This window comes from Nodularia harveyana UHCC-0300 (genome assembly GCF_034931085.1).
Lineage (GTDB): Bacteria > Cyanobacteriota > Cyanobacteriia > Cyanobacteriales > Nostocaceae > Nodularia > Nodularia harveyana.
Genome location: NZ_JAYGHG010000029.1, coordinates 39,155 through 64,556 on the forward strand (window position 1 = coordinate 39,155; position 25,402 = coordinate 64,556).

Below are 25,402 nucleotides of genomic sequence, written 5' to 3' on the forward strand. Positions count from 1 at the left end.
TACGGCTGTAAATTATATGTAAAAATTAGCACGAAATGAGCTATTACAGTGGTGATGCTGCTCAACTTTCTGCCATAGGCGGCAGAATGTTTACAGAGAGGGGAACTGGTGTCTGTGTCAAGCTAGAAGATTTTCTGCAAATTCTCTCCAAAATGGAGCAGCCACTCGTAATCATCACAAGTGAAGGTTATTTCACCAAAATCTATAAGTATGTGACAGCATACAAAGGTTTTGTATTGTTTGCTGAATCTTTAGACAAGTTGGATTTTGCTAGCAATATTGAGGTGATTTACGCCCAAAACCTCTGCACTGATATTTAATAAGAAGTAAGAAATTGACACTGGGGTAGTGGCGCAGTTCCATTCAGTTCTGCGTGGCTACTATCCCTTTTACTCTTGAATCCGTGAAACTACCTTCTGGTTATTCTGGGGATTTGATTTAATTTCATCGATATTTTCTGTTTGGATAAATTCATCAAACAGGTCAAAAAAAATAGCTAAAGCAGTTTGTTGATCCCGCGAGAAAGATAAAATAATTTGATCCCAGGTTTGATTGGAAGTTCGATTAATTTTGTGCTGAATCCAGGATTGAAACTGGGAAAAATGCTTTTCTTGTGCAGTTTGAGAAATTCCCATCTGGCGACGGGCAAAGCAATAACCAGCTAAAAAAGTGCGGAGGTTGGAGATAGAAGTTTCTCCTAAATACATGGCTGGACGTTTCCGAATATTGGAGATTAGTTCATATAAATCAAACATCTTTCTCTCCTGCTTAAAATTCGGTTTCTGTGATTTGGAAATTGCCACCTAAATCTAGGACGGGGCAGTAAAGGTTATTCAGCAAGCTCTACTCTAGAAATTCCTTCAGGGTTAATGTTGTCGAATATGAGTTCATCTCCATCAATTTCTACAGATATCGCTTCATGTCTTCCGTTGATAGAAATATTTTGTTGCAGCTTTTCATGATAAATATTACAGAAAGGATCTTCTGTGCTACCTGTGTATAGGCTAATCTGTTTACCAGCAATGTTTTGAGTAAAAAGAAATTGCCGCATGGCAATAGCACAGGCGACACATTCAAAAATTTGGAATTTTTTAGCGATCGCACTCAATTGACTATAAATGCTGTCATTAGTCATATTTTAGTGTGACGACCCTGAAATTACTAGTGATGACGACCAAATCTAATACCGATAAAGATGTCATACACAAATTCCCAAAAGTCTTTTTTCTGCAATAAACCAGATGTTTGAGGGCTACCCTTTTCATCCAATAACGGCTTCATTGCATAATAAGCAGGTTGGTAGTTATACCAGGGAATAGAAGGCCACAAATGATGTATTAAGTGGTAATTCTGTCCCATAATCAGGATATTAAGAACTTTACCAGGATAGACGCGGGCATTTTTCCAGCGATCGCGCTCCGCAAATGGACGATGTGGGAGATAATCAAAAAACAATCCCAAAGCTATCCCCACCAAAAACGCCGGGATAAACCAAAAATTGAGAATATATCCTAAAAAGTGATATTGAATGGAAATATAAAAAATTGTCGCCACAATTAAACGGCTGACAAACCATTCGACTAATTCATACTTGCGCCACAGTCGCCGTTGAAAGAAAAACACCTCATGGTACAAAAAGCGCACAGCAATCAACCACAATGGACCCCCTGTAGATACATAATGATCTGGGTCATTTTTCGGATCATTCACATGGGCGTGATGCTGTAAATGCACCCGTGTAAATACGGGAAAAGCAAAAGCTAAAATCAAAGCGCTACCATGACCTAACATGGCATTAATCACGCGGTTACGATGAGCCGATTGGTGACAAGCATCGTGAATCACAGTACCAGCACAATGTAAAGCCAGAGTGTTAATACTAAAGCACAACCAGTCTGGCCATTGCCATAGCCAGTAACCAAAGTTAGACAACACCAACATTGTTACCGTGGATAAAAACAACAGCAGTGTTGGATTAAAATCACCAGGAGGCGCTAAAAATTCCTTCGGCGGGATTTTCAGTGACTTCTGTGCCTCCAATGTGAGCATTCTTAACTCCTTTCGTGAGCAAACATTAAAAATATACGAGAGCGATAATTAAATAATAAACTTTGTAAGCTTTTATTTAGCAATATTTAACCTGATCTTTGCCGAATCACAGATGAATAGCGCTATGATTCCAGACGAGAGATAAGTTTTTGCTGATTAGTGGGGTGTTTAGGCAAGCAGTAAAGAGTTGACTGAAAATATCTCTTCAGCAGGATGTAACCAAGTTTGGTGTACGATATCTACTCTATCTCACAAGACTTGGGAAAAGATAAGCAGGGAAAAAATTAATTATTTCGGCTCAAAGTTACTCTCACACCCCTATTCCTCCTCTGCTTGTGTTGGTTATGGATATAACAGTGACTGAAAACTGAACGCCCCTTAACTTACTATGAATCTCTAGATAGAGATAGCCCCCTAGAATCAGCCCCTATGCAATTAAGAGACTCTCTACGCCGGACAAAAATTGTAGCGACAATTGGACCTGCCACTAGCAGCCCAGAAATGCTGAAGGCGATTATTGAAGCTGGTGCAACCACACTCCGGCTCAACTTCTCCCACGGTACTCATGCCGACCATCAGCGTAGTATTCGCTTAATTCGGCAAACTGCCTTTGAATTAAATCAGCCCGTGGCTATTCTCCAAGACTTACAAGGCCCTAAAATTCGCTTAGGTAAGTTTGAACATGGTTCGATAGTTTTAGCAAAAGGCGATCGCTTCACCTTGACAAATCGGCCAATTGTCGGTTCACAAGAAATTAGCTGCATTACCTACGAACATTTAGCCGCAGAAGTTCCAGTGGGTGCGAAAATTCTCCTGGATGATGGACGAGTAGAGATGCTCGTAGAGGAAATTAACCGTGAGAAAGGTGATTTACATTGTTCAGTCACAGTACCCGGTAAGTTGTCTAACAACAAAGGTGTAAACTTTCCCGGTGTTTATCTCTCCATTAAAGCCATGACCGACAAAGACCGCGAGGATCTGATGTTTGGTCTCGACCAAGGTGTAGACTGGGTAGCCCTGTCCTTTGTCCGCAACCCCCAGGACATGATCGAAATTAAAGAACTAATTTCTAGCACAGGTAAACAAGTTCCCGTCATTGCCAAAATTGAAAAGCATGAAGCCATTGAACAAATGGAAGAAGTTTTGGCCTTATGTGATGGCGTAATGGTAGCTAGAGGTGACTTAGGTGTAGAACTACCGGCTGAAGATGTCCCTGTATTGCAAAAGCGGCTGATTGCTACAGCCAATCGCTTAGGGATTCCCATTATCACCGCCACCCAAATGTTAGATAGCATGGTGAGCAACCCCCGTCCCACCCGTGCAGAAGTGTCAGACGTAGCCAATGCCATTTTAGATGGTACTGATGCCGTGATGCTATCTAATGAAACTGCTGTGGGTGATTTTCCTGTCGAAGCCGTCGCTACAATGGCAAGAATTGCCGAACGCATGGAACAGGAAGAGGTATTGCACTCCAGTGTCTCTGCACACCGAGATGAACGGCGTTCTATTCCTAATGCTATTAGTCAAGCCGTGGGACAAATTGCTCAACAGTTGGGAGCAGCTGCAATTATGACCCTGACTCAAACAGGCGCTACAGCCCGGAATGTCTCCAAATTCCGCCCCCATACCCCAATTTTAGCTGTTACACCCCACGTAAATGTGGCGCGTCAATTACAGATGGTTTGGGGCGTTAAACCATTGTTAGTATTAGGGCTACCTTCCACCGGACAAACTTTCCAAGCTGCTATTAATGTTGCTCAAGAGCATAAATTTTTGTTTGAAGGTGATTTGGTAGTGATGACTGCTGGTACACTCCAAGGAGTATCCGGCTCAACGGATTTAGTGAAGGTAGAGGTAGTCACTGCCATCCTGGGTCAAGGTATTGGTTTGGGACAAGGTTCTGTCAGTGGTCGGGCGAGGGTGGCTCACACTGGTATGGACGTAAGTAATTTTAATCCCGGAGATATTTTAGTTGCGCCCCGCACTGATGCTGATTTTGTTGAGGCGATTCGGAAAGCTGGGGGAATTATTACAGAAGATGATAGTCTTACCAGTCATGCAGCTGTAATTGCTTTGCGTCTCGGTGTACCTGTAATTGTGGGTGTGAAGACCGCAACAGAGGTAATTCATGATGGCGCAATTGTGACTTTGGATCTACAACGGGGTTTAGTATATTCAGGGGCGGTGGGAACTCCATAATTCGTAATTCGTAATTCGTAATTATGAATTTTTAGAAACATCTACTCTGGTTGATTTTTAAAATTTACTCTCTCGTAAATCTGGCGATGGGGAATTTGGCAATTTGCGGAAGCTAAGTTTAAAATTCCGTCTTCATTGTCAGATTCTCTTAATAGCCAGTTACCCTCTGGAGTTTTGCTAAACTGTTCAATATGAATTTGATATTGGTCAATTAAGATATATTCTTGGAGTTCGGGAATGGAACGGTAATAAGTAAATTTATCGCCTCTATCTCTACTACTAGTAGACTTAGAAAGTACCTCAAAAATTATGCTAGGATTTAGCACTGTATCAGTGCGTCCTTGTGGGAAAATAGCTTCATCTTTGATGATCAGAAGATCAGGATATGTGTATTCTTGGTAATGAGGAATCCATAAGCGCAGGTCACTCAGAAATACTTCATAAGACTGTTCTTGCAAGCCCAATTCTAAAAGTCTGCTGAGGTTGCGGATAATTCTGTTGTGATTAATCGAGCCTCCAGCCATTGGTATAATTTCTCCATTACGGTATTCGCTGCGGTACTCAGCAGTTTCTTCCTGTGCTAGGTATTCTTCTATAGAATATTGCCGGGGGGGAGTTTGCACAACCATAGGATTTATTGGTGAGGTTTTAAGCCATATTACTTTAGCCTAGCATTCATAAATAGCGGGATAAGACTTCGACAGTAGCAAGTCCGGTTTTTTCCCAACTGAATTGATTGGCTCTATTTATACTTTTTATTGAGAGTTGCGATCGCAATTCCCTATCCTCAGCTATCATCTCCATAGCTTGGGTAATTTCTACTGTGTTTTCAGGATTAATTAAAATCGCCGCATCACCAGCGACTTCTGGGAGAGAAGACAGATTAGAAGTAATCACTGGAGTTCCACAAGCCATTGCTTCTAGAACCGGGAAACCGAACCCTTCCCAGAGACTAGGAAAAACCAGGGCGATCGCACCATGAATAATTTTTGGTAATTCGTTATAAGATACATAATCGAGAAACTTTACCTGTTCACTGATTCCCAACTCTGCAACCTGGGTTTGTAACACTGGAGTATAACGCCCATCCACCGGACCCGCTAACCATAATTCATATTCACCCCTATTTGGTAGCGCCGCAAAAGCAGCTATCAGTCGCTGTAAATTTTTATAGGGGTCATGTCGTCCCAGATAGAGAAAATAACCCTCACCTTCTCCCGATGTTTTTTTCCACGGGCGAAAATGTTGGCGATTATAACCCAGGGGAATGGGCGTAATTTTACTGGCGGGAATGTCGTAAAAATTGATAATATCATCTGCTGTCGCCTGAGAATTGCAGATAATGTGTTGCGCTTGTTTCAGGACTTGGGGAACATAGTAACTCCAGTATATTGTTAACGGTGAAACCCCTTGAGAAAAGCGCAAAGGGATTAAATCGTGAAACATCACCACAAAACGACAGTCACTGGAAAGGGGCGCTTCCGAGAGGGGAGAAAATAATAGTCGGGATTTGAGTTTTTTATAGATTTTTTGTAACTTAAACTGAGTCCATAGGAGCCGGCGCAAATGTCCTTTGATTCCATGAGCAGGAGTCAGATTATCGGGGATTGAATAGCAGTTAAAATCAGGTAATTCTTGTGCTGTTAATAAAGTAGGTTCCAGGGACTTTAAATAGGGAATAATGTTAATGGCGTAGTTACTAATTCCCGTTGGTTGTGATAAAAGAATAGATAAGTTGATGATTAATTGATGAGATTCATAATTATCTACTATTTTCATGAAATTAAATTTTAATCAGCCATTAATTTTACTTCAACATGATTTACAAAAAAAATCAATTTTCCTGCTTTAAATAACTCAAAATTACCATGATACATTTTGATAAATCAAAAGTATAGATTGCTGTGTATCATGGCATCAAACATAAATTTTAACTTATCTCGGCGCTCAGTTTTTTGAGGTCATAATCAACCATTAATTCCACCATTTCTGCAAAACTATATTGAGGTTGCCAACCTAACTCAGTTTTAATTTTATCCACAGAACCAACTAACTGTACTGCTTCATCAGGACGGTAAAAAGCCGGGTCAACAGAAACATAATTTTCCCAATTCAAACCCACACAATTGAAAGCACATTCTACTAATTCTTTCACAGAGTGAGTTGCACCACTAGCAATAATATAGTCATCTGGTTGTTCTTGCTGCAACATCAACCACATAGCAAAAACAGCATCTTGAGCGTAGCACCAATCACGACGGGCTTCTAAATTACCTAATTTTAATTCCTTGGCTAAACCCAGTTTAATTTGGGCGGCTGTACGGGTAATTTTGCGAAACACAAATTCTGCACCGCGTCGGGGTGATTCGTGGGTATAAGTAATACCACAGCAAGCGTAAAGGTCGTATTTTTGCCTATAGTTAACTGTCATCCAATGGGCGTAAGCTTTCGCCACACCGTAAGGGTTCCGAGGTCGAAAAGCCGTGCGTTCAGTTTGGGGTGAGTCGTCGGGTTGACCAAAAACTTCACTACTGGATGCTTGGTAAAATCTCGCATCTGGTTTACAGCGCCGGATGGATTCTAATAGACGGGAAACACCCAGAGCTGTGTATTCAGCAGTCAGAGACGGTTGACTCCAAGACAGGGGGACGTAGCTTTGAGAGGCGAGGTTATAGATTTCATCCGGTTGTGACTCTGTAATTACGTCCATTAAGGAACATTGATCTAGCAAATCGCCTGATAAAATTTGTACATTGTCTGCAACGTGGCTAATACGTTCTAAGTTACTGGTGCTGGAACGACGGACTAACCCAAATACTTGATAACCTTTTGCTAAAAGCAGTTCGGCGAGATAGGAACCATCTTGTCCGGTTAATCCGGTAATCAGCGCTTTTTTAGGAGTCATTTACTATTCAAATGATTAATATTTTGGATCTATGAGTTTCAAAGGCATCATATCAGCGATCGCAACATGAGCATCTATGAAATTTTCCCATCAATGAATTATTATATTAGCAAATAATTATTTATCTCCCAACAAGCGCAAAATATCTAAAGCATAAGAATTTTTAGTTTGGATATATTCAGATATAAACTTGATAAACAGATAAACTTTTAAAATAAACATTTCCCAATCAGGTCGATGTTTTTGATAATAGTAAATTTGACTGCGCCTGTATTCTACCGCCATTGCATTAGCATTTTTTTTCATGGAATGTCCTCGAATATGAATTACAGAGACCTCTGGTGTATAGATAATTTTATAACCTTTATTCTGCACTCTTTGGCATAAGTCAGAATCCTCAAAGTACATGAAAAAGCTTTCATCAAAACCACCTAAACTATCAAATAATTCGGCTCGAATAAATAATGATGCGCCCACCACAATATCGACTTCTTTAATTACTTGATAATCTTTTTCTAAGAAATTTAAATTACAATTACTTTCAGCATACTTATGTAATCTCCTAGATTTAAATTCTCCCTTAATTCCAATAGTGGGAGAAACTGAAATCTGAAAACTTTGATTTGGAAATAGCAATTTAGTCCCAACAATTCCCACTTCTTGACGTTTTTGCATTAAATCAATTAGATGTGGTATAATATTATTAGTTAGGATAGTATCGGTATTTAATAAAAATAAAAACTTACCTCTAGATATTTTAGCACCAGCATTATTTCCGGCTCCAAAACCGCAATTTCTCGACATTCTAATTATTTTGATCTCAGGAAAATTCTCGGTAACATAATCAATACTATGATCTTGAGAGTTATTATCAACCAAAATAATTTCGCAGGTATCTTGGGGAATAAATTCAGCTAGAGAATTTAAGCAAGCTGGTAAAACATCAGCACCATTATAGTTAACTAAAATTATGGATACTAAAATTCTGGGTTCTGGTGGTACATTTATTAACGATTCCATAGTAGTTGATATACTTTTTGCACATCGAATAATATTTTGAGTAACCCCACCCTGAATGCTACACCTTCAGAGTTATAACCTGTGCGTAAACTTTGATAAAATAAGGGGAAAATATTTAACCCAAAATCTAATTTTTGATCATCAAAAGGATTTGAGTAACTTCCCTGATTGAGTTGTGGATAAAACCGAGTATAAAATGCTTGGCTAAGGTCACGATGCACTAAATAACCATTACCTGTAATTTGGAATTTCTTCCGGAATAATTCCCATAATTCCTGATGTAATTTACCTGAGTTCTGCACTACGCCCACATTATTAGTATTGTGGATTCTATAACGGACTAAAGGTTGATGAATATGGGAAATTTTACCTTTATGTAGTGCAACTAATGCTATCCACCAGTCATGATACCAACCAATTTTAGTTTGTGGGGGAAATGGTAATATATCAGGAAGTAGAGAGGTGCAAAATAACAGAGAACATCCTGTAACTACATTTCGCAGTAACAGTAATTCTAAAGATAATTTTTCTGGTTTGCGGGATTCAAATTTCCAGGCTGAAGGATGAATGGTTTCGTCGCTACTATTGATTAACTCTAAATCAGAATGTACTAAAACTGCTGAGTTTAAACGGAGTTTATCTAATAATATGGTTAATTTTTCTGAATGCCAAATATCATCTTGGTCAGCCAAAGCTATGGCGGTAATTGTTTGATCTTCTAGACAATATTGCAAACCACGTTCAAAGTTATGATAGTGGTTGAGGTTATCGCTATGAAAATGGCAAATAAAGCGTGGGTCATAAGCAATAACTTTTTTAATCCCCACTTGATATTTAGTCAGAGAACAATCGTCAACAATATGACATATCCAGTTTTTCCAAGTTTGGTTTTTAATGGATTTGATTTGTTTCTCAAAATATTCTAAGTTGGGATTATAAGTTGCTAAAACAATACCTATTTTTTCTACGACCTGCATTTGTTTGGGTAAGATACCATAAATTTATGAGAACTTATGTGAGTTCTATTTGACAATCATCACCAATCAAAAAGCGTAAGGCTTTAGGACGACGAGGAGCAACAGTTAATTGGGCGCGTTGTCCAATGACACTATCAATAATACGCTGGCTAATGCCGATAATTTTAGCACCTTCTAAAATGACGCTGTGTTCTAAGTCGGTATCAATGAGGGTGCTGTGATTCGCAATGCTGCTGTAAGGACCAATGAAGCAGTTTTCTAAATAACAATTGTCACCAATTACCACTGGTCCGCGAATTGTACAGTTGATGATTTGAGAGTTATTCCCTATTTGGACTCTCCCAATAATCTGACTTTGGCTGTCAACTTCGCCGCAATTAGATGATTTTAAATAGGTGTCGAGAATTAAACGATTGGCTTCTAGTAAATCATCTTTTTTCCCGGTATCTAGCCACCAACCATCTAGTTTACAGGCTATTACTTGTTTTTCCTGGTCAATTAAACATTGAATTGCATCGGTGATTTCTAATTCGCCTCTGGTTGAGGGTTGAATTAAATCAATGGCATCATGGATAATAGGGGAGAAGAAGTAAACCCCGACTAATGCTAAGTTGGATGGGGGATTTTTGGGTTTTTCAATTAGTTCTAAAACGCGCCCTTTTTCGTCTAGTTTAGCTACTCCAAAAGCGCTGGGGTTGATGACTTCTCGCAGCAGAATTAATGCTTCTGGTTGTTGTTGGATAAATGCTTGTAAAAAGTAACTTAAGTCTCCTTGTTGAATCAGGTTATCACCCAAATACATGATAAAGGATGAATCGCCTAAAAAGGGACGGGCGATCGCCACTGCATGAGCTAATCCGGCGGGTTTTTCTTGTAAAATATAGGTGATTTTCGCGCCAAAAAGTGTACCATCTCCGGTTTGTTTTTTTACTTCTCCCCCGGTTTCGGGGCTGATAATGATCCCAATATCGGTAATTCCCGCCGTTACCATTTCTTCGATGCCATACCATAAAATTGGTTTATTTGCAACGGGGACAAGTTGTTTTGCGCCTGTATAAGTAAGTGGGCGGAGACGTGTACCTTTACCACCGGAGAGAATCAAGGCTTTCATAGTATTTTATTTTGAGACAACCAATCTTTGAGCATGAGTCTGAGTCTTTGTCGCCAATGGGGGGGATATGTTCCTAAAACTTGTGCTATTTTCCCACAAGCGAGGACAGGATAAGCGGGACGACGGGCTAAGGTGGGATATTGGGCGGTGGTGATGGGGTTAACTTGGGGCGGTGTGAGGGGAAAACCCAGTTGTTGGGCTTCTGCAAAAATGGCGACGGCGAAATCATACCAGCTAATTACGCCGCTATTGGTGTAGTGGTAAGTGCCGGCGATTTCTGGTGTTAATTGTGGTATAATTTTAGCGATCGCCTCAGCAATATCTCGCGCCCAAGTCGGACTACCAATTTGGTCTGTAACTACACCAATTTCTGAGCGTTCTTTACCCAGTCGCAGCATGGTTTTCACAAAGTTACTTTTCCCAAAACTGCCATAAACCCAAGCTGTCCGCAAAATAATATGATGGGGATGAGTTTTTTGAATGGCTATTTCTCCTGCGAGTTTGGTTTTACCGTAAATACTTAAAGGGTTGGTTTGATCAGTTTCTTGATATGGTCTAGTTTGCTCACCATCAAAGACATAATCTGTGGAAAGGTGAATTAAAAAGCAGCCGAGTTTTTCACTTTCTTCGGCGATAATTTTCGGTGCTATAGCATTAATAGCAGCAGCTAATTCCGGTTCCGTTTCCGCTTTATCAACAGCAGTGTAAGCGGCGGCGTTAATAATAATTTGTGGTTGGATTTCTCTAATAATTTGACGTAGGTTTTCTGGTTGAGTCAAATCTATTTGGGGACGTGCTAGGGGAATAACCTTATGTTGGAGTGGAAGAATTTGTGCTAATTCTTGACCAACTTGACCATTACTCCCCAGTAGTAAGATTGATTCATTCATATATTTCTGCGATGCTAAATGCTTGACCTTTGCTATCTTTATCCGATAGTATTGGTGATTGTTTGATAGGCCAATTAATCTCTAAATCTGGATCATTCCACAGAATAGTGCGATCGCCTTGAGGAGCATAATAATCTGTAGCTTTATACAACACTTCCGCAGTTTCTGATAGTACCAGAAAACCGTGAGCAAACCCCGGTGGTATCCACAGTTGACGTTTATTCTCGGCGCTGAGTTCATAACCTACCCATCTTCCGCAGGTGGGAGAACTTTTTCTAATATCCACAGCTACATCAAAGATTTTACCAACCACAGCACGAACGAGTTTACCTTGGGGTTGAGTAATTTGATAGTGTAGTCCCCGGAGGACATTTTCCTGGGAAGCAGAATGGTTGTCTTGGACGAAGTTGACGCTAATACCTAGTTTATCTACAAATTTTTGGTGATTGTAGGATTCCAAGAAAAAACCCCGCGAGTCGGCGAATACTTGCGGTTCGATGAGGTAAACGTCAGGAATTTCAGTGGGTATAACTTTCACAAGTGTTGATGATACTGCTATTGGCAACAATAATTTAGCACGGATGTCACAACCAAGTTTTACCAAGTTGCCCTTTTAAACCATGATAAGTGCCGAGGAAACAAGCCCAAAGCTTTAATTGTTGATGGTCAAAATCATAAAACATAATCCAAAATATACTCCTCAGCATATACTTAATCCGGCGCATCATACTAGTTATGCGGTAGCCACCTTGAGCATAACGAGTTTCTAAATAAGTGTGATTGCGACAGATATAATAATGACGTAAAGCTGAATATTTTTGTAGAGAGCGTTCTTGTTGAAAGAATTTGATTTTAACGGGATTACCAAAGTTATGCTGCATAATAGCTGAAGTGACTATAAAATTATGGAAACCTTGGTGTTTTAGTCGCAAACCATAATCAAGATCAATTCCATCAATGAATAAATCTGCACGGGGAGGATCGATAGTTTTAGCAGCTTGCAAAACAATTAAAGAACCAGAGGTAATAGGCGCATCACATTCATAGTATTTTTCTGGATTTACAGGTTGATAAGGAATAAATCCATCTTGATTAAATATGGCTGCCGAAATATTTTGCTTGCTTCTATAATCAGTAGCTGTGGGTGCAATAATTCCTATGGAATGGTGAGATGATTTGAGAGTTTCGTAAATATCTAAAAGTTGACTTAAGCAATCTTTTTCTGGTATACTATCCTGGTCAAATGCCCATAAAAAATCATATTCTTGCTCAATTGATTGTGCGATCGCCCAAGTTAATCCTGCACCAATACCGATGTTTTCTGGATGAAATTTAATGTAGATATGATCTTGATTTACCAAATCTAATAAAGGCTGTTTTTTAGAATTATCAACTATTAGTAATTTTTCCACAGTAACAGATTGAGACTGAATAGCCTTGATACAATTCATTACTGCTGCGGTATCTTCATAAGCAGTTATATAAGCCGCTATTTTATATTGATATCCCATTAGTGTTTTAGATAATTAAATCTCTCGTAGAGTCGCAGAGAGTTTGAGGAGAATTTACTTATTGGCGGTTTGAAAAATAATCAATTGCTGCTTCCAGTTGAGTATCTGAAAAACTGGTGTTCATTTGTGATGGTATTAAGTGTCTAGGCGCAGAACGACTGACTGAAAATGTTCTTTGGGGTTGCACTATTTCACCTTGATAATCCTTTCTAACTTCAATATTGGCACAAAATTCTTTAACTATACCTTTATAATATTTGAGAGCAAAATCGAGGCTAATTTTATTTTCGTAAAGTTCAACAAGAATTTGAGGCTCAATGATAAATGTAAACTCTGTTAATATCCATGTTGCATTTAAGATTTTCCGCCAAAAATCCACAAACCACACACAAATATGCAGATAATGATCTTCGTTAAAAAATAATTTGTGATCAATAATAAATGCCGAATTTTCCCAAGCATAGGGAGTCCATAATTCTAATTTTGCTCCATCTATACAAACACGACTAATTTCTGCAAATATCTTTGTGGGGTCTTTGAGATGTTCCAAACAGTGAGATGAGTAAACATAATCAACACTATTGTTAGCTAACGGTAAGAGTTCAGTTTCAAAATTGACAATATAATCAACTCCAGGTTGGGGAAATATATCAATACCAATGGTTTCCGGTTTTTTACAACCACCACATCCTAAGTCGATTTGTAAGTAACTCATGTTTTTTTATCCCTAATTAACTAAGAGTATTAATAATTGCTAAAATAGCATCCTGCCAATCTTGAGCGCAATGTTTTAAAGTTCTAGTGCTTAATACATATTCTTGAGCTTGTTTAGCCAATTTCTGCCTCAAGATATGATCATTTAATAAACTATCAAAGGCTTTTATCCAGGCTTGGGGATGATTTTCTGCTAAATATCCGGTTTCGAGATGACGAATTGTATTTTGATATGATGGGACATCACTATATATACCAGGTATAGCTAAAGCACTATAATCGAGAAATTTAATGTCAGATTTACAGCGAGTAAATAAGTTATCTTCTAAAGGTGCAATTGCTAAGTCCCATTGAACATTTTGACTCATCCATCGCATAAAATCTGGATATTTATCATTTCCAGCGACATCAATAACTTTGACAGATAAACCATTAAAAGCCTTTAATATGGATATATCTGCTATACTCCCAATTAATTGTAATTCTAGTTGACCTGAGTATTTTTTTAAGGTAGTCCGTAAGGCTTGTAAAATCATCATTAGATCATCATCATGAGAACGGGTTCCCATATAACCAATGACTTTTTTACTATTCTGATGATTTGGGGTTTCAGGTTGAGGAGAAATTCTGCTTTCTACCAGACGTTCATCTAAAGCATTGGGAACTACAAAAATATTTGGGTTTAATACAGATAAACGTTGCTTTAAATAGTGTGTGGAAACGATAATACCGTCAGCTTCTCGCGCTAAATAACGGATTACCATTAGTTTTTCATTAGGTAATTCGTTTTGTAATATAGCATGAAATTTTAAATCTAATAAGTTATCGTCAATGGAATAAATTAAGCAAGCGCCATTTTTGCGGACTTTCCTGACTAATTCCTCTGCTGCTGATAAAGAAATGTTTGATTTCCAAGTCCGTTCAACAATAATTACATCCGCAGATTGAAAGCTGGTTCCTTGACTAACTAAAAAAGTATTTTGGTTAGTGGGATATGTCAGGGGTAAGAGTAGTCTGATAAAGGAGGAACCATGTGGAGATGCTGTCTGGCTATGTTCGTAAAGAACATGAATTTTGATCATGTTTTGAGGATGTAATTTAGTCATTACCTGGAAATAGGGAATTTAAAATGTTGTGTGCAGCTTTTTCGGGAAAGTATTCACAAATATCGTTGATTGCTGTTTGTTGTAATTTTTCCCGCAGTTGTTGATCTAAAATTAGCCGATTCAGTTGATTAAAACAGGCTTCTTCAGAGCTAGTATCTACTATTAAGCTATTTTGCTCATGGATAGCGAAACTAGCAGCACCACCTGTTTCCGGGACGATAACTGCTGCGCCACAAGCCATTGCTTCCATTGCGGTTAATCCCATTGCTTGAAAGCTGGAGAAATCTACAAAGATATCAACTTCATTTAACAGAAATGCTAGTTGTGAGCGAGTTAAAATTCCGGCGTTATACCAGCTAAAATCCTGCGTTAGTTGCAGAAATTTAGGGTCATCTGATTGACAGCCAAAAATAATTATTTCTATGTTATTACCATGAGTTAAGGCGATTTTCTGCAAGATTTGCATTGTTAACTCGGCGGCGCGTCTTGGACTGTCTGGACGAATCATAGCGGTGATTCTTAAAGGTCTTTCAGGCCAATTTACATCTCGGCGTTTTTGGGGTCGGTATAGGTCTAGGTTGACGCTGGCTCCGACAATGGCAGAATCAGTTTTTAATTGATTTTTAAGTAGGTTGTGATTCCATTCTGTTTTGGTAAATTTTACTAAATCTGAATATTTGGTATAGGATTTCCAGGCTATTTCATATTCTGGTGATGTTTGCGAAAAGAAGTATGGTTCAAAGTCTTGGATGTAGTATCCTCTGACTGGTTTTTTATCATTTTCATGGGATAGTTCTAGCCAGTAAACTGATTTGTATAAGGTGGCAATTACGGCATCATATTCAGGTAATAAGTAAGAGATTTCATGTTCTTTGTCTACATAAATAATGGGTATTGTGTTTTCGGGATAGCCATTTTCAAAGCTGTGACGATGGTGATTAAAGTTAACAATTCTGACATCTACGCCCATTTGTTGCATGGCTGTGGCTTCTTGAAATACGACATTTCCACCACCACCGGGGTGCATAATAGGTAAGATAATTAAAACTCGTTTTCCTTCCCAGCGCGATTTTCCATCTGTGATAAATTTTTGACGGGATAACATGATTCGACTGCGCGATCGCATCCCTGCAATTACTCTGTCATTTTGACAAATATTTACACCGTCGCTGACGATTTGCTGTCCATGTTTGCTAATTAGGGCTTTGTCGGCGCGATCGCATAATAGCTTACGTCTTTCGTGGGAGTAGCTGCGGGATTGGCTATGATATATGTAGGTATCATCGGCGATCGCTAATTGCCATCCTGCTGTTTGCGCTCTTAAACAATAATCGTTTTCTTCACCATATCCTGCGCCAAAGGTTTGTTCATCAAAGTAACCTATACTGGCGATGGTTTGCCGTTTAATGGCGAGACAAAAGCCGTTTAAAAAGGAAATGCGGGGATACAAACGCCAGGAATAATCAGCCACTAGTTTACCCATATAGCTAATAGTCATTCCTGGGGGTAATTTATTTTCCGCCCAATCTCCGTTCTCCGTAATTTCTGGGATAGATTGCCAAGATGCGGTATTAGAAAGTGGTCCGATAATCCCGATTTTGGGGTCAGATTCGCCACAAGCCACAATTCTATCTAACCAGTTGGGTGTGACGATGGTATCGCTATTCAGTAATATTGCATAGTCGGCTTTGGACTTTTGTAAACCTTGGTTAGCTGCAAAGGTATAACCTTTAGCTACTTGATTTCTAATTAGTGTGGCATTTTGAGTACGAGCAAAGTCGGCAAGATATTCTGAGGTTTCTTCATCACTGCCATCATTGACAATAATAATGGTATAAGGGTTTGAGGAGTAACGAATTACAGATTCTAAACAGTTTTTAACGTCTTCAAAAGCGTTATGAACACATACAATTACATCTACACTCAAAGAATGTTTAGTAATTGCTTTTGGAGGTAATACTTCCTCTATTTTCAGGTAAGTTAATTCTGTTTTTTGCTGAGGAGAAATAAAATTTGAAGTATGATTTTTGTTACTAAAAATAGATTTTAATTTTGGTTCTTTGAATTTAAACCATAATTTTCGCAACTTCCAAAATTTACTAGTCTCCATAGCTGCAATGGTGGTTTTGGAGTATTCTAGTTCTCTCTGAATGTTTTGTAGTTGGGATTGCGAGCGATCGCGTTCTGTTTCAGTTTTTTGGAGTTGAAATTGCGATTTTTCTAGTTCTCTCTGGGTGTGTTGTAGTTGCGACTGCGATCTTTCTAGTTCTCTTTGGCTATATTGTAGTTGGGATTGTAACTGTTGTAATTCCTTCTGGCTATGCTGTAGTTCCGATTGCGATCGCTCTAGTTCGGTTTCAGTTGCTTGTAGTTGGGATTGTGATTTTTCTAATTCCGCCTGTGTTTGTTGTAGTTCCGATTGAAACTCTTCTCGTTGTGTTTCAGTTACTTGTAGTTGAGATTGCGACTTTTCTAATTCCGCCTGTGTTTGTTGTAGTTCCGATTGAAACTCTTCTCGTTGTGTTTCAGTTACTTGTAGTTGAGATTGCGACTTTTCTAATTCCGCCTGTGTTTGTTGTAGTTTAAATTCCGCCTTTGCTAGTTCACCTTGTGTTTTTTCTAGCTGCGACTGTATCAGATCCCGTTCTGCTAATACCTGTTGATATCTCGTATTTAGTAAACTATCTTGACCTTCTGGGGCGAGAGGAAATGCCCTGATGATAAACTGGAGAGTATCAACATCTTTATCTTGATCGAGATATTGAATAACCTCTTCGCTAAAATTATTTTCATGAAGTTGAGGAATCAAATCAGAATCAGAGAAAACTGGTAATTTAGTTCTATCAATTTCATCAATAAAATACCCCGTATTTTTAAACAATTCCTGACTTGTTTTACGGGTAAAAAATCTTAAATGTGTATCATCTAATATACCTAAATTCGTATATTCAAATTTACCATTTAGCAATGCTAAACGAATAGCTCCGTGAGCAATATTAGGAATAGAAGCAACGACAAAACCATACTCTTTTAAAATACTTTTCGTTTCTTCTAAAACTTTCCACGGATTGCGAAGATGTTCTAGCACATCCCCAAATATGACTACATCAAATTTTTCCTTGGGTAATATTTTAGTAATAGAGACAAAATCTAGATCAGCTACTATAACTTTTTCACAGTATTTTTCAGCTACTCTGGCTGCATCTGGATTAATTTCAATTCCTGTAACTATACAATCTCTTTTTTGAAGTAAATGTGCTAACAAACCTGTTGCACAGCCAAAGTCTACAACTTGCTTCCCTTTACCAATAAACTGCAACATTTTCTTAAGGCTGCTGTTCTCATCAAGAGCCTCTTCTGTCAATTCTTCCGGTGATGGATAATCTTTATTCATAATTTTGAGATAATTTAGTTTGGTATAGCAATTGTTGAAAGCATCTCTCTTGTAAATTCCACAACCATCGGCTGATCGATTAAAGCATTAATCCGTTTTCCTGTGTCTGGAGGTAAAACTTGAAAAACCATGGCATTATCAATCCAATCAAACGTTAGAGCTTCATAGTTTTCTGCGGCGGCGACTGTTATACTATAAGAACTCGATCTTAAAGGTAACTTGAATTTAAATCTAATTTCTAATTTTTCTTCAGCTTCTAAGCTACCAATTTTGAGATTTTCTTCTAAAGTATTACTACCCAGTAATTCATTACCATTTTTATCGCAAATAAAGAAGCCGACAATACAATTTTTCAGAGGAACATAGGCTTTTATTTGCACAGCTAGAGTCACTTCTTCATTGAATCCCAAAATAGGACTTTCGCCAGCATCTTCTCCTAAATGATTCAATAAAGTGATTTTCTCAATCCGGGCTTTACCACTACCTCGGCGTTGCAATTTTCCAGTAGATTCCTTAACTGATAAAATGTCAACATCAACTGATGCAGATGCTTCATTATTAACAGGATTAATTTCATCTGTTGACTTCTGAGATTGAGGTTCTAAATCTGTGTGGGCTAAATTTAATTCTAAATCAGTCACCAGTTTTAAATATTCAATGATGACAGCATTAGGTAAACCTGAAGTGTGTATTTGTCCATCATGAATCATGACTGCGGAATTACACAAATTTTTGATAGCACCGGAATCGTGAGAGACAAATAAAGTCGTTACCCCAGAATCCATTAAATCTCGCATTCGCCGCATACATCGATGTTGAAATACAACATCACCCACAGCTAATGCTTCATCAACTATTAAAATTTCGGGATTGACGTTAACTGCTACAGCAAAAGCTAAACGTACAAACATTCCACTTGAATATGTTTTCACTGGTTGGTCGATAAAGTCACCGATATCTGCAAACCCAGCTATTTCATCAAACTTGTCTGTAATTTCTTTTTGAGTTAAGCCTAATAAGCGCCCATTAAAAAATACATTGTGTCGTCCTGTAAACTCTGGATTAAAACCACTTCCCAGTTCTAATAAAGCAGAAACACGTCCTTTAACTTGTACCTGACCGGTGGTTGCTGTTAAAGTTCCGGCGATAATTTGTAATAGTGTACTTTTACCAGAACCATTACGACCAATAAATCCTACTGTTTCTCCTTTAGGAATGTCTAAATTAATATCTCTCAGCGCCCAAAATTCTTCAGAACTAGTTTTACCCGGTAATAAAATTTCTTTCAATCTATCTACGGGATGAGAATAGCGCTGAAAAGACTTGGAGACATTTTTGAGAGAAACTGCAATTTCTTCTCCCATGTTTTAATATCACTCCTCACATTTGACAAATAATCAGGAAAATAAAACTTTTATAACATATTTACAGTACATCTGCGAAAGCTGGACGCAACCGTCTATAAACTGCAAAACCAAAACAAAATATCAGGAATGAAATTCCAGTCGCAACGCCCCATTCTCCCCAGTGTTGCACCTCCCCAACTAAAATTAAATCACGATACACTTCGGCGATCGCAGTCAACGGATTTAACCAAAATACCCAGTTGCGCCATGCTTCAGGAATTGATGCGGCTGGGTAAATAATTGGTGTTAAATACATCCAAATATTTAAAGTTACTCCCAGTGTTTGGGGAACATCCCGCAAAAAAACTGTTAATCCAGCAGCCAAATAACCCAAACCTGCGGTTAATAATAACTGGGTTAACCAAACCAACGGTAACAGCGCCAAGGTAGGATGTAAAGTCTGAGTATTTACTGCCACAAATACAATCAACAACATTAACCCAAAGGCACTTTCAATGAATGTTGATAAAATTGACACCAGGGGTAATAAAGCCAGGGGAAATACCACTTTTTTGACTAAATTTGGCTGACATACCACGGAACTAGCAGACTGGGTAAGACCACCTGAAAAAGCAATCCAGGGTAGCAAACCTGCAAATAACCACAAACCAAAGGTGAAATTACTTTCTGGTAGACTGGTAATAGTTAGTTTAACTCTCAGTACAATAGAAAATACATAAGTGTAAATTAGTAATTGTGAAAGCTGATTTACCAAAGGCCACAAATTACCTAAAATGGAGCCTTTATATCGTGCTTCTAAATCCCGCCGCACTAAAGTTCTGAGTAAATCGAACTTAGCCCATAATTGCTGAGTTGTTGGCAGTATAATCTTCAGTTTCTCTGCCTTACTGACAGCGCGCTGCATAATTCGCACCAATTCCGGTTTCCTCGCTCACTACTCACACTTAATTTGCATCTATGAATCCAACCATTCCGGGAAAATTATCTGTAATGGTTGTTGGTATAAATCATATGTATAACTAAGGACTATAGTTCCTAATTATCTATTTGATTTCGGAATTAATCAACTATACACAAATATATGATTACTATAAAAATAATTGAGAACAAGATGATTTTGCCTCTAAATTTAGAGGCAATTTTGGGTTTAAGTTAAAGTATCAGGGTCAACACCTAAAGCACGTAAACGTTCCGCTAGTCGTTCTGCCCGTTGTCGCTCTTGTTCTGCCCGTTGTCGCTCTTGTTCTGCTAATTCTGCGAGTTCTGTGGGGATGAGTAATTTAGCCCCTGTATCTAAGCGATAAAATCGTAAAAGTTCCCCTTCTACTTCTACCCGCAAACCTAAAGGCTGAGATAATCCATCGGTAATTGGGTGATAAATTTCATCTTGCAAACGATAACCCTGTATTTTAGCGTTGATCCATTCTCCTTTGGGATCAAATAACCAGTATTCTAAAATACCTAGTTGTTCATACAATAGTTTTTTTTGCTCTTGATCTTGCTTTTGAGTACCTTGACTGGTCATCTCAAATACTACTTGGGGTACTTGACCTTCTTCCCAAACTTTATAGTTATCTCTACCTCCAGGCGGCACATCAAAAATTACCATGACATCAGGTGCAACTCTTAATTTGGGAAACCCTGGAGCATAGTAAAGAAATTGATTGGCTAATACGGTGGCTTGTCTACCTGTTAGGTACTGTTTCAGGACTTCTAGTGTGGTTAAAATGGCGTACAGATGTATATAAGTTTCTGCTATAGGCTCTCCATCAGAACTAGGATATTCAATGTTTGCTACTGGTAAATTGATTGTGGTAGTCATAGATGTTACCTAATCAGTTAAAGTATATGGTTTAACTCCAGGAGTACGCAAAGGTTCCGCAATTTTTGGGCTTTATCTACGATGATTACTGAAATGTATCACCGAAGAGACACCGATTCGGCTAAACTGAGACTTGGTTTATTGCATTGTGACTAGGTATGGAAATCGGACAAAAGGTTGAAGTTTTTCGTATGCGCGATCGCGTATCTGCTCCTATTGCGAAAAAACTTGGAAAAACAGGCATTATTCAAGGCTACAAAGTTACTGATGGTGGGGGAATCGGTGTAGTTGTACTGTTTGATGACAATTCTTCTACTTGGTTTTTTGAAGATGAAATCAGACTTGTGTAGTAGATAAAACTTCCAGCAGAGGCTAAGAGTATTTGCCTAGTGCTAAGTTGGAGTTGAACAAATTGGCGGGAAAAAGAGAATCAACTAATGTCCCTGATATTGACATTTTTGGGTAAAGGCGGTGTAGAGCGGACTAAAATTGCGATCGCCGCCGCCAAGTTATTGGCAAGCCAAGGCAAGCGTGTACTTCTAGCAGGTTTGGCAGAACCAGTTTTACCCATTTTACTGGATCAAACCCTGACTCCTGACCCCCAGGAAATTGCGCCCAATCTACACGTTGTACAGTTTCAATCCTCTGTATTGCTAGAACGTAGCTGGGAAGAAGTGAAAAAACTGGAGGCGCAATACCTCCGCACGCCCATCTTCAAAGATGTTTATGGTCAAGAACTGGTAGTTTTACCGGGGATGGACAGTGCCTTGGCCTTAAATGCTATCCGCGAATATGATGCCAGTGGCAAATATGACGCGATTATCTACGACGGCACAGGTGATTCCCTTACCCTGCGAATGCTGGGGATGCCAGAATCTCTCAGTTGGTATATACGGCGGTTTCAGCAATTATTTGTCAACTCTGATTTAGGCAAGACCATTGCGGAATCGCCCTTAATTCAGCCGCTAATTAGCAACTTTTTTAATGTCAACTGGACAGCAGATAACTTTGCTCTACCCACTAAGCAGGTGAATGGTTTCTTAGATAAGGGAAAAGCAGCCCTTGCCGATCCCAATCGAGTTGCAGCCTTTTTGGTGAGTACACCAGATCCTCTACAAGTAGCCAGTTGTCGTTATTTGTGGGGTAGCGCTCAACAAATCGGTTTAACCGTTGGTGGTGCGATTTTGGTGTCACCGGAGCCAAATGTTAACTGTGTGGAAGAATTTACACCTCTACCTGTAAGCGTTGTTCCCGATGCACCCACGGGAGAATGGCAACCTGTGATCGATGCTCTACCCAACTTTGTAGAACAAGCACTACAAGCTCCCAAACCCATTGAAATCGACACCCAAAATCGTCAAGTCCGCCTGTTCTTGCCAGGATTTGATAAAAAGCAAGTCAAACTTACCCAATATGGTCCAGAGGTGACAGTAGAAGCCGGAGATCAACGTCGGAATCTGTTCTTACCCCCAGCTTTAACTGGCAAACAGGTGACTGGAGCCAAATTTCAGCATAATTATTTGATAATTTCTTTTTAAGTACTCGGGACTGGGGAAAGAAGCAAGGGGGCAGGGGGCAGGGTGCAGGGGAGAAGTTTTTGGGCTAGTGCTACAATCTTTCTCCGTCATCTCCTCCTATTCCCCACTCCCTATTCCCCACTCCCCTTCGGCTTCGCTCAGGGCAAGCCTACTTCCTACTCCCTACTCATAGTCTTATGTCAGAATCAACTCCAATTAACCCTAATTCCCAGCCAGCCGAGGCGACGGATTCAGTGAAACCCAACGAGGAAATTACAGCTGTTGGCGATCGCAGCGCCAAGACTCGCCAGTTATTAGGTATGAAAGGCGCAGCATCAGGTGAAAAGTCTGTCTGGAAAATCCGTTTGCAACTGATGAAACCGATCACCTGGATTCCCCTGATTTGGGGTGTGGTCTGTGGTGCGGCTTCTTCTGGTAACTATACCTGGAAACTGGAAAATGTCTTGATGTCAGCAGCTTGTATGTTGCTTTCAGGGCCTTTACTGGCAGGTTATACCCAAACTTTAAATGAATACTATGACCGGGAAATTGATGCGGTGAATGAACCCTATCGCCCCATTCCCTCTGGTGCGATTCCTTTACCCCAAGTGATTACACAAATTTGGGTATTGTTAATTTCGGGAAATCTTCTGGCTGTTGTCTTGGATATTTGGGCTGGTAATGAATATCCCACAATCACAACTCTAGCTATTCTGGGTTCCTTTATTGCCTATATTTATTCTGCACCCCCATTAAAACTGAAACAAAATGGTTGGTTAGGCGGTTACGCCCTTGGTGCTAGCTATATGGCTTTTCCTTGGTGTACTGGTCATGCGTTGTTTGGCGAACTGAATTGGAAAATTGTGGTGATTACTGTGGTTTACAGTTTGGCTGGTTTGGGTATCGCCATTGTGAATGATTTTAAGAGTGTGGAGGGCGATCGCCAGTTTGGTTTAAAATCATTACCTGTGATGTTTGGTGTCACCACCGCAGCTTGGGTCTGTGCAACCATGATTGATGTCTTTCAAGCTGTGATTGCAGTTTACCTGATCACTATTCACGAAAACTTGTATGCAGCCATTTTGCTGTTATTAATCATTCCCCAAATCACCTTTCAGGATATGTATTTCCTCCGTGACCCCCTGAAAAATGATGTCAAATACCAAGCCAGCGCCCAACCGTTTCTAGTTTTGGGAATGCTTGTGGCTGGTATCGCCCTCGGTCATGCAGGGATTTAAGTTGACCCAATTTTTCCCTCTTTAATCGGAAGTTAGGAATAATGAGTTAGGAGTTAATATACTTCTAACTCTTAATTTTTATTAGGACTTACCATGTTAGATTTAACAAATTTTGTCCTTCGGGGGATTCAACCATTATTAGTCCCGATTTGTTTTGTCGCTGCGTGGACTGTAATTATTCTCTTTGCTTCCAGTCTTTGGTTTGCAGCGAAGGATAGTGTCGCCACAGCCAAACAAATGCATCAAATCCCCTGTGCTAACTGCCAATTTTTTACCAACAATTATCGTTTAAAATGCACTGTACATCCATCCACTGCCAGTACAGAAGAGGCTATTGATTGTTTAGACTATCAATCAAAGACTAATCCTATGGTCTATTAGCATTGATTGACCAGGGGACAAAAAAATCCCTAATGACTAATGACCAATGATTTACCCTGAGCGTAGTCGTTTGCGTAGCATCCCGAAGGGTAGGGCTAATGACCAATGACTAATGACTAATTTCTAATAAGACTTTTAAAACACCCCGATTTTGCGCTTGTTCAAAAGCCAAAATTGCCTCATGTAAAGGGTAAGAGCTATGGATCAGGGGTTTTACGTCTATTTTTCCTGTGGCTAGTAATTCCAGTGCTGCCGGAAAAGGGCCACAGCGAGAGCCAATCAGAGTAATTTCGTCAACTACTAAAGAAGAAGCATCTAAGCTGAGGTTTCCTGCATAGGTACTTTTCATGACTAAAGTACCACGGGGACGTAAGGCGCGACGGGCGATCGCAAATCCTTCAGGATTACCAGTACAATCTACTGATATATCAAAGGCTCCATCAATCACGTCATCAGCTAAACCAGTTTTTATCCCTCTTGCTTCTAAGTTAACCAGTTTGTCTCGATGTCTTCCTACTACCAACAAATCGCAGCCAGTTAAAGCTAGGGTCTGGGCGATCAACTGTCCCAATTTACCATCTCCCACCACTAGCACCCGGTTATCAACACCCACTGCTACCTGCTGCTGAATTTCTAAAGCTGCTGCTACGGGTTCGGTAAAAGTGGCAACATCTGTAGGTACATTGTCAGGTATGGGATGTAGATTCTGCACCGGCAAACAGAGATAATCAGCAAAGGCTCCATGACGGTTGACAATACCTAAAACTGTGCGGTTCTCGCAGTGGGTTGGTTGTCCACTCACACAAAAACGGCAATGACCACAAGCAGCGTTAATTTCTCCCACGACCCGCCGATTAAGTAGGTGTTCTGGCCCTTGTTCGACGATCCCAACAAACTCATGACCCAAAATACCAGTGTAAGGATAGTAACCTCTTTTCAGTTCTAGGTCGGTGTTACAGATACCTGCACGCAATACCCGCACTAAGGCTTCTCCGGGTGGCGGATGAGGAACGGGAATATCTGTGCGTAGTTGCAATTGTTGATTTTCTAGCCAGAGTCCTTTCATAATAATTTTTACCAAAAAACTGGGTTTAAAGCCCCGTCCTTCTAGGACGGCTTTTCTTTAATTTTCTCATTAATTCTCTGAGTACATCATTTTGAGTACGATTTTTTTCCATGCAATACTCCACAAATATCTCGT

General features: G+C 39.5%; 25 protein-coding genes. 6 read left to right on the top strand and 19 right to left on the bottom strand.

The genetic code is table 11. The features are described from left to right. Positions 1 to 35 precede the first annotated feature (35 nt). Positions 36 to 320, top strand: coding sequence for a hypothetical protein (locus VB620_RS15970; RefSeq protein WP_323197142.1), 285 nt, complete (start codon positions 36 to 38; stop codon positions 318 to 320). Between the two features lie 69 nt (positions 321 to 389). On the opposite strand, the gene VB620_RS15975 is transcribed toward VB620_RS15970, so the two are convergent. The 3 genes from VB620_RS15975 to crtR all read right to left on the bottom strand — a co-directional run bounded on the left by VB620_RS15975 (position 390) and on the right by crtR (position 2,049). Continuing rightward, positions 390 to 755 (bottom strand): hypothetical protein, encoded by a 366-nt coding sequence (locus VB620_RS15975; protein WP_323197143.1) that lies wholly within the window; start codon positions 753 to 755, stop codon positions 390 to 392. Between the two features lie 74 nt (positions 756 to 829). Then, a complete protein-coding gene (locus VB620_RS15980; protein ID WP_323197144.1) occupies positions 830 to 1,135 on the bottom strand; it encodes a papain fold toxin domain-containing protein in 306 nt (101 codons plus the stop codon). A 26-nt stretch (positions 1,136 to 1,161) separates the two neighbouring features. Continuing rightward, complete coding sequence (crtR, locus tag VB620_RS15985) at positions 1,162 to 2,049, bottom strand: beta-carotene hydroxylase (RefSeq protein ID WP_323197145.1); 888 nt, start codon at positions 2,047 to 2,049, stop codon at positions 1,162 to 1,164. A gap of 429 nt (positions 2,050 to 2,478) precedes the next feature. Between crtR and pyk the strand changes: the two genes are divergently transcribed. Continuing rightward, the gene (gene pyk / locus VB620_RS15990; protein ID WP_323197146.1) at positions 2,479 to 4,248 is read left to right on the top strand and encodes a pyruvate kinase; all 1,770 of its coding nucleotides are present in this window, start codon (positions 2,479 to 2,481) and stop codon (positions 4,246 to 4,248) included. Positions 4,249 to 4,289: 41 nt separating this feature from the next. Here pyk and VB620_RS15995 read toward each other — a convergent pair whose 3' ends face one another. From VB620_RS15995 to VB620_RS16065, 15 genes are all read right to left on the bottom strand, one after another. Continuing rightward, complete coding sequence (locus tag VB620_RS15995; RefSeq protein WP_323197147.1) at positions 4,290 to 4,877, bottom strand: Uma2 family endonuclease; 588 nt, start codon at positions 4,875 to 4,877, stop codon at positions 4,290 to 4,292. A 46-nt stretch (positions 4,878 to 4,923) separates the two neighbouring features. After that, a complete protein-coding gene (locus tag VB620_RS16000; RefSeq protein WP_323197148.1) occupies positions 4,924 to 6,027 on the bottom strand; it encodes a glycosyltransferase family 4 protein in 1,104 nt (367 codons plus the stop codon). A 151-nt stretch (positions 6,028 to 6,178) separates the two neighbouring features. Further along, entirely contained in the window at positions 6,179 to 7,153 is a 975-nt protein-coding gene (locus VB620_RS16005) for a GDP-mannose 4,6-dehydratase (RefSeq protein ID WP_323197149.1), read from the bottom strand. Between the two features lie 117 nt (positions 7,154 to 7,270). Next, the gene (locus VB620_RS16010; RefSeq protein ID WP_323197150.1) at positions 7,271 to 8,173 is read right to left on the bottom strand and encodes a glycosyltransferase family 2 protein; all 903 of its coding nucleotides are present in this window, start codon (positions 8,171 to 8,173) and stop codon (positions 7,271 to 7,273) included. Continuing rightward, the gene (locus VB620_RS16015; RefSeq protein ID WP_323197151.1) at positions 8,161 to 9,150 is read right to left on the bottom strand and encodes a glycosyltransferase; all 990 of its coding nucleotides are present in this window, start codon (positions 9,148 to 9,150) and stop codon (positions 8,161 to 8,163) included. Before VB620_RS16015 ends, VB620_RS16010 begins: the two co-directional genes overlap by 13 nt. Before the next feature lie 34 nt (positions 9,151 to 9,184). Then, positions 9,185 to 10,261, bottom strand: a complete 1,077-nt coding sequence (locus VB620_RS16020) for a glucose-1-phosphate thymidylyltransferase (RefSeq protein ID WP_323197152.1) — start codon at positions 10,259 to 10,261, stop codon at positions 9,185 to 9,187. Further along, positions 10,258 to 11,151 carry a dTDP-4-dehydrorhamnose reductase gene (gene rfbD / locus VB620_RS16025; protein ID WP_323197153.1) on the bottom strand — a complete coding sequence of 298 codons (894 nt, stop codon included), beginning with the start codon at positions 11,149 to 11,151 and terminating at the stop codon, positions 10,258 to 10,260. Before rfbD ends, VB620_RS16020 begins: the two co-directional genes overlap by 4 nt. Then, positions 11,144 to 11,689, bottom strand: a complete 546-nt coding sequence (gene rfbC, locus VB620_RS16030) for a dTDP-4-dehydrorhamnose 3,5-epimerase (RefSeq protein ID WP_323197154.1) — start codon at positions 11,687 to 11,689, stop codon at positions 11,144 to 11,146. Before rfbC ends, rfbD begins: the two co-directional genes overlap by 8 nt. 46 nt (positions 11,690 to 11,735) lie before the next feature. Beyond that, a complete protein-coding gene (locus tag VB620_RS16035) occupies positions 11,736 to 12,662 on the bottom strand; it encodes a glycosyltransferase family 2 protein (RefSeq protein ID WP_323197155.1) in 927 nt (308 codons plus the stop codon). A 58-nt stretch (positions 12,663 to 12,720) separates the two neighbouring features. Continuing rightward, complete coding sequence (locus VB620_RS16040) at positions 12,721 to 13,377, bottom strand: class I SAM-dependent methyltransferase (protein WP_323197156.1); 657 nt, start codon at positions 13,375 to 13,377, stop codon at positions 12,721 to 12,723. Between the two features lie 16 nt (positions 13,378 to 13,393). Beyond that, positions 13,394 to 14,482, bottom strand: coding sequence for a glycosyltransferase (locus VB620_RS16045; RefSeq protein ID WP_323197157.1), 1,089 nt, complete (start codon positions 14,480 to 14,482; stop codon positions 13,394 to 13,396). Next, positions 14,475 to 17,876 carry a glycosyltransferase gene (locus VB620_RS16050; RefSeq protein WP_323197158.1) on the bottom strand — a complete coding sequence of 1,134 codons (3,402 nt, stop codon included), beginning with the start codon at positions 17,874 to 17,876 and terminating at the stop codon, positions 14,475 to 14,477. The genes VB620_RS16045 and VB620_RS16050 overlap by 8 nt, the downstream gene beginning before the upstream one ends. Before the next feature lie 14 nt (positions 17,877 to 17,890). After that, on the bottom strand, positions 17,891 to 19,240 hold the full coding sequence (locus VB620_RS16055; RefSeq protein WP_323197159.1) for an ABC transporter ATP-binding protein: 1,350 nt from the start codon (positions 19,238 to 19,240) through the stop codon (positions 17,891 to 17,893). A 61-nt stretch (positions 19,241 to 19,301) separates the two neighbouring features. Further along, the gene (locus VB620_RS16060; protein ID WP_323197160.1) at positions 19,302 to 20,147 is read right to left on the bottom strand and encodes an ABC transporter permease; all 846 of its coding nucleotides are present in this window, start codon (positions 20,145 to 20,147) and stop codon (positions 19,302 to 19,304) included. Positions 20,148 to 20,390: 243 nt separating this feature from the next. Next, the gene (locus VB620_RS16065; protein WP_323197161.1) at positions 20,391 to 21,065 is read right to left on the bottom strand and encodes a Uma2 family endonuclease; all 675 of its coding nucleotides are present in this window, start codon (positions 21,063 to 21,065) and stop codon (positions 20,391 to 20,393) included. Between the two features lie 158 nt (positions 21,066 to 21,223). Here VB620_RS16065 and petP point away from each other — a divergent pair, with 158 nt between their 5' ends. From petP to VB620_RS16085, 4 genes are all read left to right on the top strand, one after another. Continuing rightward, on the top strand, positions 21,224 to 21,415 hold the full coding sequence (petP, locus tag VB620_RS16070) for a cytochrome b6f subunit PetP (RefSeq protein WP_323197162.1): 192 nt from the start codon (positions 21,224 to 21,226) through the stop codon (positions 21,413 to 21,415). Positions 21,416 to 21,502: 87 nt separating this feature from the next. After that, positions 21,503 to 22,603: a Get3/ArsA fold putative tail anchor-mediating ATPase NosAFP gene (locus VB620_RS16075; protein ID WP_323197163.1), complete on the top strand. Its 1,101-nt coding sequence runs from the start codon at positions 21,503 to 21,505 to the stop codon at positions 22,601 to 22,603. Positions 22,604 to 22,779: 176 nt separating this feature from the next. Then, positions 22,780 to 23,820: a chlorophyll synthase ChlG gene (chlG, locus tag VB620_RS16080; protein ID WP_323197164.1), complete on the top strand. Its 1,041-nt coding sequence runs from the start codon at positions 22,780 to 22,782 to the stop codon at positions 23,818 to 23,820. 93 nt (positions 23,821 to 23,913) lie between these two features. Beyond that, entirely contained in the window at positions 23,914 to 24,201 is a 288-nt protein-coding gene (locus VB620_RS16085) for a hypothetical protein (protein WP_323197165.1), read from the top strand. 109 nt (positions 24,202 to 24,310) lie between these two features. On the opposite strand, the gene VB620_RS16090 is transcribed toward VB620_RS16085, so the two are convergent. After that, the gene (locus VB620_RS16090; RefSeq protein ID WP_323197166.1) at positions 24,311 to 25,267 is read right to left on the bottom strand and encodes an MDR/zinc-dependent alcohol dehydrogenase-like family protein; all 957 of its coding nucleotides are present in this window, start codon (positions 25,265 to 25,267) and stop codon (positions 24,311 to 24,313) included. Between the last annotated feature and the right edge of the window lie 135 nt (positions 25,268 to 25,402).